Source organism: Rhodococcus sp. 3258 (genome assembly GCF_031456475.1).
In the GTDB taxonomy this organism is placed as follows: Bacteria; Actinomycetota; Actinomycetes; order Mycobacteriales; family Mycobacteriaceae; genus Rhodococcoides; species Rhodococcoides fascians.
Map to the genome: position 1 here is coordinate 456,436 of NZ_JAVDUT010000004.1, position 14,873 is coordinate 471,308.

12 protein-coding genes are annotated in these 14,873 nt (G+C 65.2%); 6 read left to right on the top strand and 6 right to left on the bottom strand.

Annotated elements, in window-relative coordinates:
* The first annotated feature begins 67 nt into the window (after window positions 1–67).
* A complete protein-coding gene (locus J2X62_RS15785) occupies window positions 68–1,039 on the top strand; it encodes a sigma-70 family RNA polymerase sigma factor (RefSeq protein ID WP_027496878.1) in 972 nt (323 codons plus the stop codon).
* 137 nt (window positions 1,040–1,176) lie between these two features.
* On the opposite strand, the gene J2X62_RS15790 is transcribed toward J2X62_RS15785, so the two are convergent.
* Together J2X62_RS15790 and J2X62_RS15795 are read right to left on the bottom strand one after the other, a co-directional pair.
* The gene (locus J2X62_RS15790; RefSeq protein ID WP_027496877.1) at window positions 1,177–3,834 is read right to left on the bottom strand and encodes a bifunctional GNAT family N-acetyltransferase/acetate--CoA ligase family protein; all 2,658 of its coding nucleotides are present in this window, start codon (window positions 3,832–3,834) and stop codon (window positions 1,177–1,179) included.
* Window positions 3,835–3,898: 64 nt separating this feature from the next.
* Complete coding sequence (locus tag J2X62_RS15795; RefSeq protein ID WP_052054723.1) at window positions 3,899–5,167, bottom strand: acetoin utilization protein AcuC; 1,269 nt, start codon at window positions 5,165–5,167, stop codon at window positions 3,899–3,901.
* A 185-nt stretch (window positions 5,168–5,352) separates the two neighbouring features.
* On the opposite strand from J2X62_RS15795, the gene J2X62_RS15800 reads away from it, so the two are divergent.
* Window positions 5,353–6,039 (top strand): metal-dependent transcriptional regulator, encoded by a 687-nt coding sequence (locus J2X62_RS15800; RefSeq protein ID WP_027496875.1) that lies wholly within the window; start codon window positions 5,353–5,355, stop codon window positions 6,037–6,039.
* A 46-nt stretch (window positions 6,040–6,085) separates the two neighbouring features.
* The gene (gene galE, locus J2X62_RS15805) at window positions 6,086–7,066 is read left to right on the top strand and encodes a UDP-glucose 4-epimerase GalE (protein WP_027496874.1); all 981 of its coding nucleotides are present in this window, start codon (window positions 6,086–6,088) and stop codon (window positions 7,064–7,066) included.
* Between the two features lie 12 nt (window positions 7,067–7,078).
* Here galE and J2X62_RS15810 read toward each other — a convergent pair whose 3' ends face one another.
* The 4 genes from J2X62_RS15810 to J2X62_RS15825 form a co-directional block, all read right to left on the bottom strand.
* Window positions 7,079–8,194, bottom strand: a complete 1,116-nt coding sequence (locus tag J2X62_RS15810) for a DUF4192 domain-containing protein (protein WP_310181633.1) — start codon at window positions 8,192–8,194, stop codon at window positions 7,079–7,081.
* A gap of 169 nt (window positions 8,195–8,363) precedes the next feature.
* A complete protein-coding gene (locus tag J2X62_RS15815) occupies window positions 8,364–9,038 on the bottom strand; it encodes a DUF5642 family protein (RefSeq protein WP_371129016.1) in 675 nt (224 codons plus the stop codon).
* 145 nt (window positions 9,039–9,183) lie between these two features.
* Window positions 9,184–9,816 (bottom strand): MBL fold metallo-hydrolase, encoded by a 633-nt coding sequence (locus J2X62_RS15820; RefSeq protein WP_310181635.1) that lies wholly within the window; start codon window positions 9,814–9,816, stop codon window positions 9,184–9,186.
* Complete coding sequence (locus J2X62_RS15825) at window positions 9,813–10,898, bottom strand: S-(hydroxymethyl)mycothiol dehydrogenase (RefSeq protein ID WP_072691985.1); 1,086 nt, start codon at window positions 10,896–10,898, stop codon at window positions 9,813–9,815. Before J2X62_RS15825 ends, J2X62_RS15820 begins: the two co-directional genes overlap by 4 nt.
* 164 nt (window positions 10,899–11,062) lie before the next feature.
* Between J2X62_RS15825 and sthA the strand changes: the two genes are divergently transcribed.
* The 3 genes from sthA to J2X62_RS15840 all read left to right on the top strand — a co-directional run bounded on the left by sthA (window position 11,063) and on the right by J2X62_RS15840 (window position 14,870).
* Window positions 11,063–12,478: a Si-specific NAD(P)(+) transhydrogenase gene (gene sthA, locus J2X62_RS15830; RefSeq protein ID WP_032366488.1), complete on the top strand. Its 1,416-nt coding sequence runs from the start codon at window positions 11,063–11,065 to the stop codon at window positions 12,476–12,478.
* A gap of 181 nt (window positions 12,479–12,659) precedes the next feature.
* Window positions 12,660–13,604: a proteasome assembly chaperone family protein gene (locus tag J2X62_RS15835; RefSeq protein ID WP_027496868.1), complete on the top strand. Its 945-nt coding sequence runs from the start codon at window positions 12,660–12,662 to the stop codon at window positions 13,602–13,604.
* A gap of 225 nt (window positions 13,605–13,829) precedes the next feature.
* Window positions 13,830–14,870 carry an alpha/beta fold hydrolase gene (locus J2X62_RS15840; RefSeq protein WP_027496867.1) on the top strand — a complete coding sequence of 347 codons (1,041 nt, stop codon included), beginning with the start codon at window positions 13,830–13,832 and terminating at the stop codon, window positions 14,868–14,870.
* Window positions 14,871–14,873: the final 3 nt, after the last annotated feature.

The following is a 14,873-nucleotide window of genomic DNA, read 5'->3' on the forward strand; positions in this document are numbered from 1 at the left end:
GCGTGGGAACTTATCGGAGCGTCCCGAGCGTTGAACCTGTGAGACACCACCGACCAGGAGGCAAGTCATGACCAGCCCCAGCACCACGATTCGTCCGCGGCCCACCGATGCCGATCTGGACGCCCAGAGCCCAGCAGCCGATCTCGTTCGCGTGTACCTCAACGGCATCGGCCGCACCGCGTTGCTGACGGCTGAAGAAGAGGTCGACCTGGCCAAGAGGATCGAGGCGGGTCTGTACGCCAAGCAGGTTCTCGAGAACACGAAGCGGTTGAGCGCAGTCAAGAAGCGCAACCTGGCCATCATCGTCCGAGACGGAAGTGCGGCGCGCAGCCATCTGCTCGAAGCAAACCTCCGGTTGGTCGTCTCGCTCGCCAAGCGCTACACCGGTCGCGGAATGCCGTTGCTCGACCTGATCCAGGAGGGCAACCTGGGTCTGATTCGCGCCATGGAGAAGTTCGACTACGCGAAGGGCTTCAAGTTCTCGACCTACGCAACGTGGTGGATCCGTCAGGCCATCACTCGCGGCATGGCAGATCAGAGCCGAACGATTCGGCTCCCCGTCCACCTCGTCGAGCAGGTCAACAAACTCGCCCGGATCAAGCGGGAGCTGCATCAGCAGCTCGGACGCGAGGCAACCGACGAGGAGCTGTCGAGTGAATCGGGCATCGCAGTCGAGAAGATTGCGGATCTGCTCGACCACAGCCGGGATCCGGTCAGCCTCGACATGCCGGTGGGTAGCGACGAGGAAGCGCCGCTGGGTGACTTCATCGAGGACTCGGAAGCCACGTCCGCCGAGAACGCCGTCATCGCCGGGCTGCTGCACAGCGACGTTCGCGTCGTGCTCGGCACTCTCGACGAACGTGAGCAGCAGGTCATTCGTCTGCGCTACGGCTTGGACGACGGCCAGCCGCGCACCCTCGATCAGATCGGCAAGCTCTTCGGACTGTCTCGCGAGCGCGTGCGTCAGATCGAGCGCGAGGTGATGGTCAAGCTTCGCCAGGGTGACCGCGCCGAGAAGTTGCGTTCGTACGCCAGCTGATTCCGGTTCTCCGACCGGTGGAGCGACGGTGACCACTCCTGTTCGCGCCATCCGACGCGGTGGCCGAACCGACGTTCTTTCCCCTCGGGACGTCGGCTCGGTCGCCGCTTCTCTCGTTTTCGGCGACACAGTCCTCGTCAACGCAATCGTCGGGGACCCAGGTCTGCCTTCGTCGGTTCGGGCCCGATTCGTACTCGCGCATCGGTGATGTATGCGCCGTCGGCGGATGCCAGCACCGGTTCGCATGAAATCTCACGGATGTCGGGAATGTCCTCGGCCAGCGCAGATATGCGCTGGACGAGGTCGATCAGCGCACTCTTGTTGACCGGCACGGCGTTTCGATAGCCCGACAACAGCGGAGCAGCCTTCGGCGCGTCGATCAACTGTGCCGCTTCGTCCTCGGTCAACGGCAGCACACGGTAGGCACGGTCGCCCAACAGATCCGAGATCACTCCGGCCAGACCGAACGAGATGAGCGATCCGAACGACGGGTCGTCCTGAACCCGCACCACGCAGCCGATTCCCTTGACTGCCATGCGCTGGACATGCAGTAGCGGCTCTCCGGATTCGGCGGCCAGGTTGCGGTATGCCACCCGTACTGCCGAGGCGTCGGCGACGTCCAAGCGGACACCGCCCAGATCGGGCCGGTGCCGCCACCGCTTCCCTGTCGCCTTCACGGCAACCGGGTACCCCAGTTCGTCGGCCGCCGCGACGGCCTCGTTCTCGTCGGTGACGGCGCGGAACGCCACGACGTCGAGGCCGTAACAGGCCAACAGTTCGGCAGTCTCGAAATCCGACAGCCAGCGCCCTTGGCCACCTGCCGAACGCCAATCCCGGACCAGCTGCTTGGCGCGATCGCCGTCGATGCTCTTGGGTCGAACCAGATTCGACACCGGCCGCGAGCGCCAGGACGAATACCGCCACGCGGCGGCGAGTGCCGCCACGGCTCGTTCGGGGCTCGAATACGACGGAACTGAGCCCCGAACCGGGTGCCCGCCGGGCCCGCGTACAGCCAGCACATCCGGGATACCTTCGGTGGCAAGGAATGTCGACAGCACCGGCTTGTCGGATCCCCGGACCGCATTGCCCAGCGCAGTCGCGAACGGTTCGACCTCGACCGCGACCGGGGGCACGAACACGACGATCACTGCATCGATGTCGGAGGCGGCCAGTGCCGACGAGACGGCCGCGGCAAAATCCTCGGGACCGGCCTGCGGTCCGACGTCGGTCGGGATATCGGCATGCAAGCCTTTGGCGCGAGCGGCGTCCACGGCCAGGACTCCCAGGGCCGTGGAGTTGCCCACGACGGCCACGCGTGGGCCGGCCGGCAAGGGTTGGTTGCCGAACAGTACTGCACAGTCGAACAATTCGGAGATGGTGTCGACCTGGATCACTCCGGCTTGGGCGAACAACGCTCGGACGATGGAATCGTCGATGTCGGCACCGATGGCGTGTGCGGGTGGTACGGCTCCGCGGCCGCTCTTGACCGCGATGATCGGCTTGCTGCGCGCGACCCGTCGAGCGATTCGGGTGAATTTGCGGGGATTTCCGAAGCTCTCCAGGTACAGCAGAATCACCTCGGTCGCCGGGTCGGAGTCCCAGTACTGCAACAGGTCGTTGCCCGAGACGTCCGCTCGGTTGCCGGCAGAGACGAATGTCGACAGACCCAGTCGGCGATTGGCTGCCTCGTCGAGAATTGCGATGCCGAGCGCGCCGGACTGGCAGAAGAAGCCGACGTTGCCCGGGGTCGGCAGATGCGGCGCCAATGTGGCGTTCAACCCGAACTCCGGGTCGGTGTTCGCGACGCCGAGCGCGTTGGGCCCGATCAATCGCATCCCGTGGGCACGGGCGGCGAGCACCAGCCTGCGCTCGCTCTCCTGCCCCGCAGGCCCGGTCTCGCCGAATCCACCCGACACCACCAGCAGTGCTTTGACACCTTTGTCCAGGCAGTCGTCGAGCACCGCGTCGATGGCATCGGCCGGAACCGCCGCGATAGCAAGGTCGACCGGGTCCGGGATGTCGTGCACCGTGGCGTACGCGCGGACACCGCGCACCGAGCGGTGGTCGGCGTTGACGGGGTACACCGGGCCCGTGAAGTTACCGGCGAGCAAGTTCGCCAGCACCGCGTTGCCCACCTTGGAGCTGTCGGTCGATGCGCCGATGACGGCGACCGATCGAGGGCTGAGTACGTTTCGAACGCTACGGGCCTCGGCTGCGCGCTCGCGAGAGTTCCGCACCGACAGCAACGCCTCGCTCGGATCGATCGCGAATTCCAGCCGTAGGACGCCGCCCTCGAAGGAACGGCTCACCTGATATCCGGCCTCCCGGAACACGGTGACCATGTTGCGGTTCTCGGCCAGCACCTCGGCGACGAACATGTTGACGCCGTTCTCGGCGGCCGCGCCCGCGAGGTGCTCGAGCAGGATGGGTCCGAGTCCGCGGCCCTGGTGGGCGTCGGCGACGACGAATGCAACCTCGGCCGAGTTGCCGTCGCCCTCGGGTAGCCGCTCGTACCGGCCGACCGCGATGATGTCGTCGCCCAGTACTGCGACGAAGGCCACACGGTCGTGATGGTCGACAGTGGTGAAGTTCAGAACGTCCCGCTGCGGCATCGTCGGATAGGGGCCGAAGTACCGAAGGTATCTGGTGCGCTCCGACAGTCGTCCGTGAAAAGCCACGATGGCCTCGGAGTCCGAGGGCACGATGGGCCGCAGGTGCACGACGCCGCCGTCCGACGTGAGAACGTCGGCGACCCAGTGCCGCGGAAACTCTGTTTCCGCGCGCTCTCGCGCCAGTTCCTTGCTGCTCTTCTCGTCTGTCGCGGCGGCCTGTTCGGCGGCCGGGTCGGTACCGGTGGAATCAGTCACGCGGGTCCTCCGGATCGAGTCCGAGCAGCGGAAACACTGCTCGACGAGTGGCGATGATGGCCGAGTCGACGCGTTCGAGTGCCCGGTCGGTGCCGTCCGTTCCGGCCAACGATCCGCCGGGACCGTCCCAGGCGGGATAGTCGACATCCCCACCGTCGCCCATGGTCTGGGGCAGATCCACGCTCGGTGCCATGGTTCTCACTCGCTCGCGCCAGGTGTCGGGTAGGGGTGCCATCGGATCGATGTCGCGGCCGAGGGCAGCGGCGATCAGATGAGTCCAGGCCCGTGGAACCACCCGAACGAGGCCGTACCCGCCTCCCCCGACGGCCAACCACCGTCCCTCCGAGTATCGGTCCGCAAGGTCGCGCATCGCCAGGAAGGCCGCGTTCTGCCCGTCGACGGTGAGCGCGAGGTCTGCGAGCGGATCCTCGCGGTGACTGTCGACGCCGCATTGACTGACGATGATCTGCGGCCGGAACGCTCCGATCGCGCCCGGAACGATCGCATGGAATGCACGGAGCCAGAGTCGATCTGCGGTACCGGGCAGCAGCGGGACGTTGATCGAGGAACCCTCGCCGCGTTCGGTTCCTACCTCCGTCGACCATCCGGTGTTCGGCCACAGTGTTGCCGGGTGCTGATGCAACGAAACCGTCAGAACCCGAGGATCACCGAGAAACGCTGCTTGGACGCCGTCGCCGTGGTGTGCGTCGACGTCGATGTAGGCGATGCGATCGAACCCGTTGTCCAGCAACCACGAAATGGCAATGGCGGCGTCGTTGTAGACGCAGAAGCCCGAGGCCCAATCGGCCATCGCGTGGTGCATTCCACCGCCGATACTCACTGCTCTCCTGGCCCGCCCCGACGCGATCTCACGCGCGGCCGCCAAGGAGCCGCCGGTCAGCATCGCGCTGGCTTCGTGCATGTGCTCGAACACCGGGTTGTCGTCGGAACCGAGACCGTGGACGACGTCGTCGGGGTCTCGCAGGGCCGGACCCTGCGACGGCGCGCGCTTGACGGCCTCGATGTACGCGCTGGTATGGAAACGCAGCAGCTCCGAGTCCGGTGCCGCCGACGGTTCGACGAGCTCCACGCCCGCCAACACACCGAGATCGGTGGCGAGGGCCATCGTCAGATCGAGCCGCGTCGGGTTCATCGGATGGTCGTCGCTCCACCGGTAACCGAGATAGTCCGCGCTCCACACGACGATGTCCTCGGGACGGTTCGGAATGGATACGGCGGCGCGTGTCGCCTGATCAGACATACGGACAAAACTACGTTGCCGCGCGGGATGGTGTTGCCGGGTTCCGGTGTTGTGTTCGGTACCCGGTTGTGACGCGCCACGGCGAGCGGCTTCCGGGGTTGTGATGCGCCGCGCCCGCCGCCATCGGGTGCAGCGCCGATTCAGAGCCGCTGACGGTAGGATCGAACCCGACGAAGGGGTTGAGTGTGAAGGATCTGGTCGACACCACGGAGATGTACCTCCGGACGATCTACGATTTGGAAGAAGAAGGCGTCATCCCGCTCCGCGCGCGGATCGCCGAGCGGCTGGAGCAGAGTGGTCCCACCGTCAGTCAGACCGTCGCCCGAATGGAGCGCGACGGTCTTCTGTCCGTCGCCGGCGACCGGCATCTGGAGCTGACCGAGAAGGGCCGCAGCCTGGCCGTCGCGGTCATGCGCAAGCACCGTCTCGCGGAGCGTCTGCTCGTCGACATCATCGGACTGCGCTGGGAAGATGTGCACGCCGAGGCGTGCCGTTGGGAACACGTGATGAGCGAGGAGGTCGAGCGCCGGTTGGTCACCGTGCTGAACAACCCGACGACCTCGCCCTACGGTAATCCGATCCCTGGTCTGGCGGAGTTGGGTCTGGGTCAGACGACACTGGCACCGGAGGCTCTCATTCGTCTCACCGACGTACCGCTCGGCGAGCCTACGGCGGTCGTCGTTCGCCGCTTGGCCGAGCACGTTCAGTCCGACCCCGAGGTCATCGCTCAGCTACGCGAGGCGGGCGTGGTTCCCGATGCCCGGGTTACAGTCGAAGCCAAGCCCGGGTCGGTGACGATCACGGTGCCAGGACACAGTGGTGTCGACATATCCGACGAAATGGCGCATGCCGTTCAGGTGAAGAAGGTCTGATCTCTTCCCACGGACGGCCTCTGCCGCGTGTGAGGGAGATCGAACAGTGAAGCTTCTCGTTACCGGTGGTGCAGGGTACGTCGGCAGTGTGTGCGCGGCGGTACTCGACGAACGCGGCCATGAGGTCGTCGTCGTGGACAACCTGTCCACCGGTAATCGGGATGCCGTTCCCGCCGGGGTCACTTTCGTCGAGGGTGACATCAAAGACGTCGCGGCGGAAGTATTGACGGGCGGCGACTTCGATGCAGTTCTGCATTTCGCAGCGCAGTCGTTGGTGGGCGAGTCGGTTGTGTCGCCGGACAAGTACTGGAGTGGGAACGTAGTGACGTCCCTGGCTCTTCTGGACGCGATCCGGTCCTCCGGCACCCCCAAGTTGGTGTTCTCCTCCACCGCGGCCACCTACGGCGAGCCCGAGAAGACTCCCATCACCGAGGACGACCCCACACGTCCCACCAACCCGTACGGTGCGACGAAACTCGCGATCGACCACGCCATCACCTCGTACGCAGCGGCCTACGGTCTCGCCGCTACCAGTCTGAGGTACTTCAACGTGGCCGGCGCGTACAAGGGTTTCGGTGAGAACCGCGTCGTCGAGACCCATCTCATCCCCCTCGTATTACAGGTCGCCCTCGGTCAGCGAGAGAAGATCTCGGTGTTCGGCACGGACTGGCCCACTCCCGACGGCACAGCCGTCCGCGATTACATCCACGTCGCCGATCTCGCCGAAGCGCACATCCTCGCCGTCGATGCCGCCCAACCCGGTCGGCACTCCATCTACAACCTCGGCAGCGGAACGGGATTCTCCGTCGACGAGGTCATCTCGTCGTGCAAGCGCGTCACCGGACTGCCCATTGCCGTCGAACATGCGCCTCGCAGGCTCGGTGATCCGGCCGTGCTGATCGCATCGAGCGCCCGTGCCGTCGAGGAACTGCATTGGACGCCGGAGTTGACCGATCTCGATCGCATCGTGTCCGATGCGTGGGACTTTCTGCAGCAGCTCGGCGACCGTTCTCACGCGGCTCGCTGAGCAGACTCCAGATCAGCGCCGACCGAACGGGTCGCCCGGTAGCCGAATGCCACAGGCTCGCGCACAGGCGAACCCACTCTCGGCGACTTCGCGAACCAGGGCAGGACTGGCACCGACACTGAGCGACCGGTCCAACAGCGACGCCAAACTGTGGGAGCTGTCTGCCTTCAGGGCCGCATCGATCGCGATTCGGGCCATCGGCCCGTCTCCTCGCACGTAGGCGCTGAACGCGAGAAGTGTTGCTGCTATTGCTCTTTCGCGGTTCGGAACCACACGGACGAGGTGCGCCCAGAATTCCTCGACGATATCTGCATCCTCACCGAGAGTCAGTGCCAGCACCGCGTCCCGGACCTGCACATGCCCGATCGCGACGGCGACCCGCGCGAAGTCGGTGGTCTCGAGCTCGGAGTCGTAGGGAGACCGCGCGAGGTAGGACAACACCGCTGTCAGGTGGTCGGTCAGCGACAGTGCACCGCTGCGCCGAAACTTTGCCATCTCGGCGGCGACTGCCTGCACCGTCTCGACCGGGCCGGGTGCGATGAATTCGGCGAGCTCGTCTCTCGAGCGTCGCACCGGATAGCCGTCCAGCACTCTGGCCACCGTCAGCGGCGATGCCGTCGGATCGGCTATACGACCGTGCTGCCGTGGTCCCTGTAGCGACCACCAGTGCGCGGCATCGGCAATGGCCGAGGTTGCGAAGGCGGCTTCGAGCCGCACACCGAACGTCGGGAGGGTGACCTCGAGCTCGTTCACCAGATCCTGAACGTCGAGTGTGTAGTGCGTTCGCTCGTTGCGGCCGAGTCTGTCGTCGACGAACACAGCGATCACCGAGACGATGTTCTCGAATGCGCAGTAGCCCGCCAGGTAGTCGATGACGTCGAGCATGTCCGGCGTGGCGCGAGTGTCGCTACCCGCACGTCGATCGGTGTGTTCGCCGGCCAGCACGAGGTCGTGCCGCATCGTCGGGCCGATGCTGGTGCCGCCGTCCTCGAGCGCGATCAGCACCATCGATCGATGGGGATCGAAGCCGAGCATCGCCGGGATCGCGGCCAACAGTTCGCTCGCGTCACCGATCCGTACGCGGTGTCGACCGGAGAAGGGGTCGTGGGAGTTCGTCGGTGTGTACATGCCACGAAGTCTTGCGAGGCTCCGTGACGCCTTCGCGGCTCGACCAGGGGCCGAGCAGCACCCTGTGCATGCCGGACTAACTGTGGATGAAACGGCGTCCACCCGCCTCCGCCGAGCGGATCGTGTCGGTCCGCTCTGCTAGAGATGCCGCCACTCCGGCGGGAGAACGTCAGCTCTGGTTCACCTTCTGCACCGCGGCCGTGAACAGCTCGTCCAGCGTCATCGCATCGGGTGTGGCGGACCCGAAGGACATGAATGTCGCCGAGATCCGCACGCCGTCGACCTGCGCCATCAGGGTCAACATCGACTGGGTGACGGCATCCCCGCCGGTGCCCGACGAGACGGTCTGTCGCACGGCGAGTGTGTCGTCAGCGTCTATCGGCGGCGCGGGTGTCAGTGTGGACGTGACCGTGGAGGTGGCACCGGACTTGGTTGCGGTCACTTCGCCGCACTGTTCGAGCTGCTCTTTGCGCGCCGAGAGCGGCTGGTCGACAGCGGTCAGTTCGATGGAGATCGTGGATCGACTGTCGTTGTCGGTGCCGACGATCATCGCCGTACCGGTCGGGCCGAAGTCCTGGTCCGCTGGTTTGCACCCCGCCGGGCTGACCTCGGCGCCGGCCGGTATTCCGCTGAGATCGGGAGCGGCCTGCGAGATGGCCTGCTGGGGCAACACCAACGCGTCGTACGGGGCCGGGAAGCTTGCCGGGTCGATGAGCAGTGTGTTCAGGTCCGTGCCGGGCTGCGATGCGGTGGTGCCACCGGCAGTGGGCTCGGCCGTTCCGGTGACGGTGGAGCTGCACCCCACCAGCACGAATGCTCCGATCGCCGCCGACGTGGCAGCGATGGTCAGGCGGGTCTGTGCGGCGCGGCTCACGTGAAGTCCTCTTCGAGTTCGTGGGGACGCCGCAGCGAGCGCTTCGGCGTCCCCACCACTGTCTCATTCCACCCACCTCGAACGCGGCAGGCGAGCTACGGCAGTGTCGCAAATGTCAGTTCCCGCGGGCGATCCATTCTTCGAGGTGCGGGGACTCGTCCCCGATGCTCGTTCCGTCTCCGTGACCGGTGTTGACTCGGGTCTCGGCGGGCAACGCGAACAATCGATCCCGGATCGAGCCGATGATCGTCGGGAAATCCGAATACGACCGACCCGTCGCACCGGGCCCACCGGAGAACAACGTGTCCCCCGAGAACAACTGACCGGCCTCGGGCAGATACAGACAACTCGACCCCGGCGAATGACCGGGAGTATGCAACGCCACGATCTGCGTCCCCGCGACGGTGATCCGCTGACCGTCCTCGAGCACCGAATGCCCGATTCCCGGATGCGTCTGCTCCCACAACACATCATCGGCCGGATGCAACAGAATCGGCGCATCCAACTCCCCCGACAACTGCGGAGCGACCGTCACATGATCGTTGTGACCATGCGTACACACGATCGCCCGCACGTGCCGACCGGCGACCGCATCGACGATCGGACCGGCCGTATGCGCAGCATCGACGATCACCACCTCGTCGTCGTCACCGACCAACCAGATGTTGTTGTCGACCTCCCACTCGCCACCATCGAGCGCGAACGTCCCCGACGTGACCACCTTCTCGACCCGCAACTGCCCGCTCACAGGACCACCACCGAACGCAGCACCGTGCCCTGATGCATCTTCTCGAACGCCGCCTCGATATCACCGAGACCGATCCGTTCGGTCACGAACTTCTCGAGCGGCAACCGACCCTGCTCGTACAGATCGACCAACATCGGAAAATCCCGCTCCGGCAGGCAATCGCCGTACCACGACGACTTCAACGACCCACCCCGGGAAAAGAAATCGATCAACGGCATCTCGACGGTCATCTCCGGGGTCGGCACCCCGACGAGGACGACGGTCCCGGCGAGATCGCGGGCGTAGAACGCCTGCTTCCAGGTTTCCGGGCGGCCGACGGCATCGATGACCACATCCGCCCCGAACCCACCGGTGAGCTCTTGGATGGCCTCGACCGCATCGACCTGCGAGGCATCGACAGTGTGCGTGGCCCCGAGTTCGAGAGCCCAGTCGAGTTTTTTCTTGTCGCGGTCGACGGCGATGATCGTCGACGCCCCCGCCAGGCGGGCACCGGCGATCGCGGCATCACCGACACCGCCGCACCCGATCACCGCCACCGAATCCCCGCGGGAGACGTGGCCGGTGTTCATCGCCGCACCGAGTCCGGCCATCACCCCGCAGCCGAGCAACCCGACCACCGCCGGATCGGAGTCCGGGTCGACCTTGGTGCATTGTCCTTCGTGGACGAGGGTCTTGTCGGCGAACGCCCCGATCCCCAACGCCGGGGAGAGTTCGGTGCCGTCGGCGAGAGTCATCTTCTGCGACGCATTGTGGGTGTCGAAGCAATACCAGGGGGTGCCTTTCTTGCAGGCTCGGCATTCCCCGCACACCGCCCGCCAGTTCAGCACCACGAAGTCGCCGACCTCGACATGAGTGACCGCGTCGCCGATGGTTTCGACGGTGCCTGCGGCTTCGTGGCCGAGCAGGAACGGGAACTCGTCGTTGATGCCGCCCTCGCGGTAATGCAGATCGGTATGACACACCCCGCACGCGGCGATGGTGACCACGACATCGTTCGGGCCGGGATCGGGAATGGTGATCGTCTCGATCGAGACGGGCTCGCCTTTGCTCTTGGCGACGACGGCGCGGACCTGCTGCGGCATGTATTCCTCCACTGAAAATCGTGTGTTGCGTGCTCGGTTCAGCCTCGCACAACGCATCGTCACGTGGCGACATCTGCATTCGTTCGGTGGGACGAGCCGCGGAATTCACACGCTCGTGACCGAGCGGGCACACAGTCTTCTCGTGCGAGCGGTACCTATGAACGATGTCTGCACCCATGGAATACGACCTGGTGGTCATCGGCTCGGGCCCCGGCGGCCAGAAGGCCGCGATCGCGGCCGCGAAGCTCGGAAAGCGAGTGGCGATCGTGGAGAAGGGCCACATGCTCGGCGGCGTGTGCGTCAACACCGGAACCATTCCGTCCAAGACACTCCGAGAAGCCGTTCTCTATCTGACGGGGATGAATCAGCGAGAGCTGTACGGCGCGAGCTACCGCGTCAAGGCCGACATCACTCCCGCCGACCTGCTGGCCCGAACCCAGCATGTCATCGGTAAGGAAATCGAGGTGGTGCGCTCGCAACTGCTCCGTAACCGCATCGAGCTGATCACCGGGGTCGGCAAGTTTCTGGATGCACACACCATCGTCGTCGAGGACGAGGCCCGGGGCGAGCGCATCACGGTCTCGGCTGCCAACGTGGTGATCGCCACCGGCACCGCCCCCGCGCGACCCGCCGACGTCGCATTCGACGACTACCGGGTGTTGGACTCCGACGGCATTCTGAACTTGGAGTTCATCCCGGCGTCGATGGTCGTCGTGGGTGCCGGCGTGATCGGCATCGAGTACGCCTCGATGTTCGCCGCCCTGGGCACCAAGGTGACCGTCGTCGAGAAACGCGATTCGATGCTCGACTTCTGCGATCGCGAGATCATCGAATCCCTGCAGTTCCACCTCCGCGATCTCGCGGTGACGTTCCGCTTCGGTGAAGCAGTCACCGCGGTGGATGTCGGGCCGAACGGCACGGTGACGACCCTTGCCAGCGGCAAACGCATCCCGGCGGAGACGGTGATGTACTCGGCGGGTCGCCAGGGGTTGACCACGGCCCTCGAACTCGAGAACGCGGGCCTCGAAGCCGACGCCCGTGGGCGCATCTTCGTCGACGAGCATTTTCAGACCAAGGTGGACCACATCTATGCCGTCGGCGACGTCATCGGGTTTCCGGCGTTGGCGGCGACGTCGATGGATCAGGGCAGGTTGGCGGCGTATCACGCGTTCGGGGAACCGAGCGCGCAGCTCACCGACGTCCAACCGATCGGCATCTACTCCATCCCCGAGGTCTCGTACGTCGGCGCGACGGAGGTCGATCTGACGAAGGGATCCATTCCTTACGAGGTCGGTGTGTCGCGATACCGCGAACTCGCCCGTGGCCAGATCGCCGGGGACTCGTACGGGATGCTCAAGTTGCTCGTCTCCACCGAGGACCGTTCGATTCTCGGCGTGCACATCTTCGGTTCGGGAGCCACGGATCTGGTGCACATCGGTCAGGCCGTCATGGGGTGCGGCGGCACCGTCGACTACCTGGTCGATGCGGTCTTCAACTACCCGACGTTGTCCGAGGCGTACAAGGTCGCCGCACTGGACGTCACGAACAAGATCCGAGCCCTGGCAAATTTCGACCGCTGATGCGTCGACGCGGGGACCGAATCGCCGACCGGGAATGAACGACGGTTCCGCGGTTGTTCTGTCGGGTAGTGATTCACCACGATCGACGTCGGCGTGTATGCGGCTCGAGCAGACGGTCCGCGTATTCTGACCCGATGCTCGCGTCGAGGCATCGACGAGTCGATCCGAAAGGGGCCCGGCCATGACCGAACAGTCGAAGATGTACGAGCTGGAATTTCCGGCACCTCAGATTTTCTCCAACGACGGAGTCGGGCCCGTGCTGGTGCACGGGCTGGAAGGATTCTCCGACGCCGGCCATGCCGTGAAGCTTGCGACGACCCATCTGCGGGAGAGTCTCGAAACCGAGCTGGTGGCCTCCTTCGATGTCGACGAGTTGATCGATTACCGGTCCCGTCGGCCGACCATGACGTTCAAGTCCGATCATTTCTCGGATTACGACGCTCCCGAGCTCAACCTGTATGCCGTAAAGGACAACGTGGGGACCCCCTTCCTTCTTCTGGCAGGCATGGAGCCCGATCTGCGATGGGAGAAGTTCACGACGGCAGTGCGACTGCTTGCCGAGCAGCTCGGAGTGCGGCGCACGATCGGTCTCGGCTCCATTCCGATGGCCATTCCGCACACCCGCCCGCTGGGCGTCACCGCGCACGCGAGCGACAGGGCGTTGGTCAAGGAAGGTAACAGCTGGGCGGGCGAGCTGCAGGTGCCCGGTAGTGCGTCGTCCTTGCTCGAACTACGGATGGCACAGCACGGCCACGAGTCGATGGGCTTCTCGGTACACGTCCCGCATTATCTCGCGCAGACGGACTACCCGGGGGCTGCGGAAACGCTGCTCGAGAACGTCGGTGAGGCCGCCGAGCTCGATCTACCGTTGGCAGCGTTGGGCGAGGCCGCGGCTCGCGTCCGGGAGCAGGTCAACGAGCACATCACCGGAAACGAGGAAGTGCAGTCGGTCGTACAGGCACTCGAGCGCCAGTACGACACGTATGTCGCCGCGCAGGAACAACAGTCCACGCTGTTGGCCAGTGACGAGCCGCTCCCCAGCGGCGACGAGCTGGGTGCCGAGTTCGAGCGGTTCCTGGCCGAGCAGGCCGGCCTCGACGACGGAGACGGGCAAGCACCCCGGTAGTTGTGGAGCTGGTCACAGCGAAAGCAGTGGGATCCAGTCATATGCGACAGCCCCGGCGGATCGCAACATACCTGTAACCCGCAATACGCCCGATGCTCTGCCCCGAGCGCGATCTCGTGCGAGAGTCGTAGCAACACACAACCGTCGTCTGTGTTGCTGCGCTCTCGTGAGCAGCGACGCCGTACTGCGCCGTACGTCGGCGCACCAGGGAATCAGGAGGCGCGAATGTCCACTACTCCGCGCAGTCGTAAGCTCCGGCCGGTTCCCGACGAGGAACCGCGGCTGATCTTTCGGACCATTCACGGCTATCGGCGGGCCTTTCGCATGGCCGGTGAGGGCCCTGTGCTGCTGCTGATCCACGGGATCGGTGACAATTCCGAGACGTGGAACGAGGTCATCCCGCACCTCGCCAAGAGCTACACGGTGATCGCACCCGATCTCCTGGGCCACGGCCGCTCCGACAAACCTCGGGCCGACTATTCCGTTGCCGCGTATGCCAACGGTATGCGCGATCTGTTGTCCGTCCTGGGCATCGAGCACGTCACCGTGGTGGGCCACTCGCTCGGCGGCGGGGTGGCGATGCAGTTCGCCTATCAGTTCCCGCACATGGTCGATCGCCTCGCGTTGGTGTCCTCGGGCGGAGTGACCAAGGACGTGCACCCCCTTCTGCGACTGGCGTCGATGCCGTTCCTCTCCGAGGCGGTGAAGCTGCTGCGCTTGCCGGGCGCGATACCGGCGGTCAAGCTGGCCGGCGGCCTGTTGAGCAAACTGCACAGCTCCCCACTGCGACCGGGGTCGATGCTGCACGACACCCCCGATCTGATCCGAGTGCTGAGCGAACTGCCTGCGCCGACGACGTACGAGGCCTACCTACGGACGTTGCGTGCCGTGGTGGACTGGCGTGGCCAGGTGGTCACGATGCTGGACCGCTGTTATCTCACCGAGAATCTGCCGGTGCTGCTGGTGTGGGGTGAGCAGGACTCGGTGATCCCGGTGGCGCACGCCCGGCTGGCTCATTCCGCCATGCCCGGTTCGAAGCTGGAAGTGTTCGACAATTCCGGACACTTCCCGTTTCGCGACGATCCGATGCGCTTCCTTCAGGTCCTCGAGGACTTCATCGACTCGACTCCCTCGCTCAGTTTCGACGAGGTGCGCTGGCGCAACCTGCTCATCACCGGCGTCGGCGAGGACATGATCAGCGGCAGCTCGAGCACCAGGATGGCCGTGCTCGGGGCCATGGGGTCCGACGAGCGAAGCGCGACCTGACGC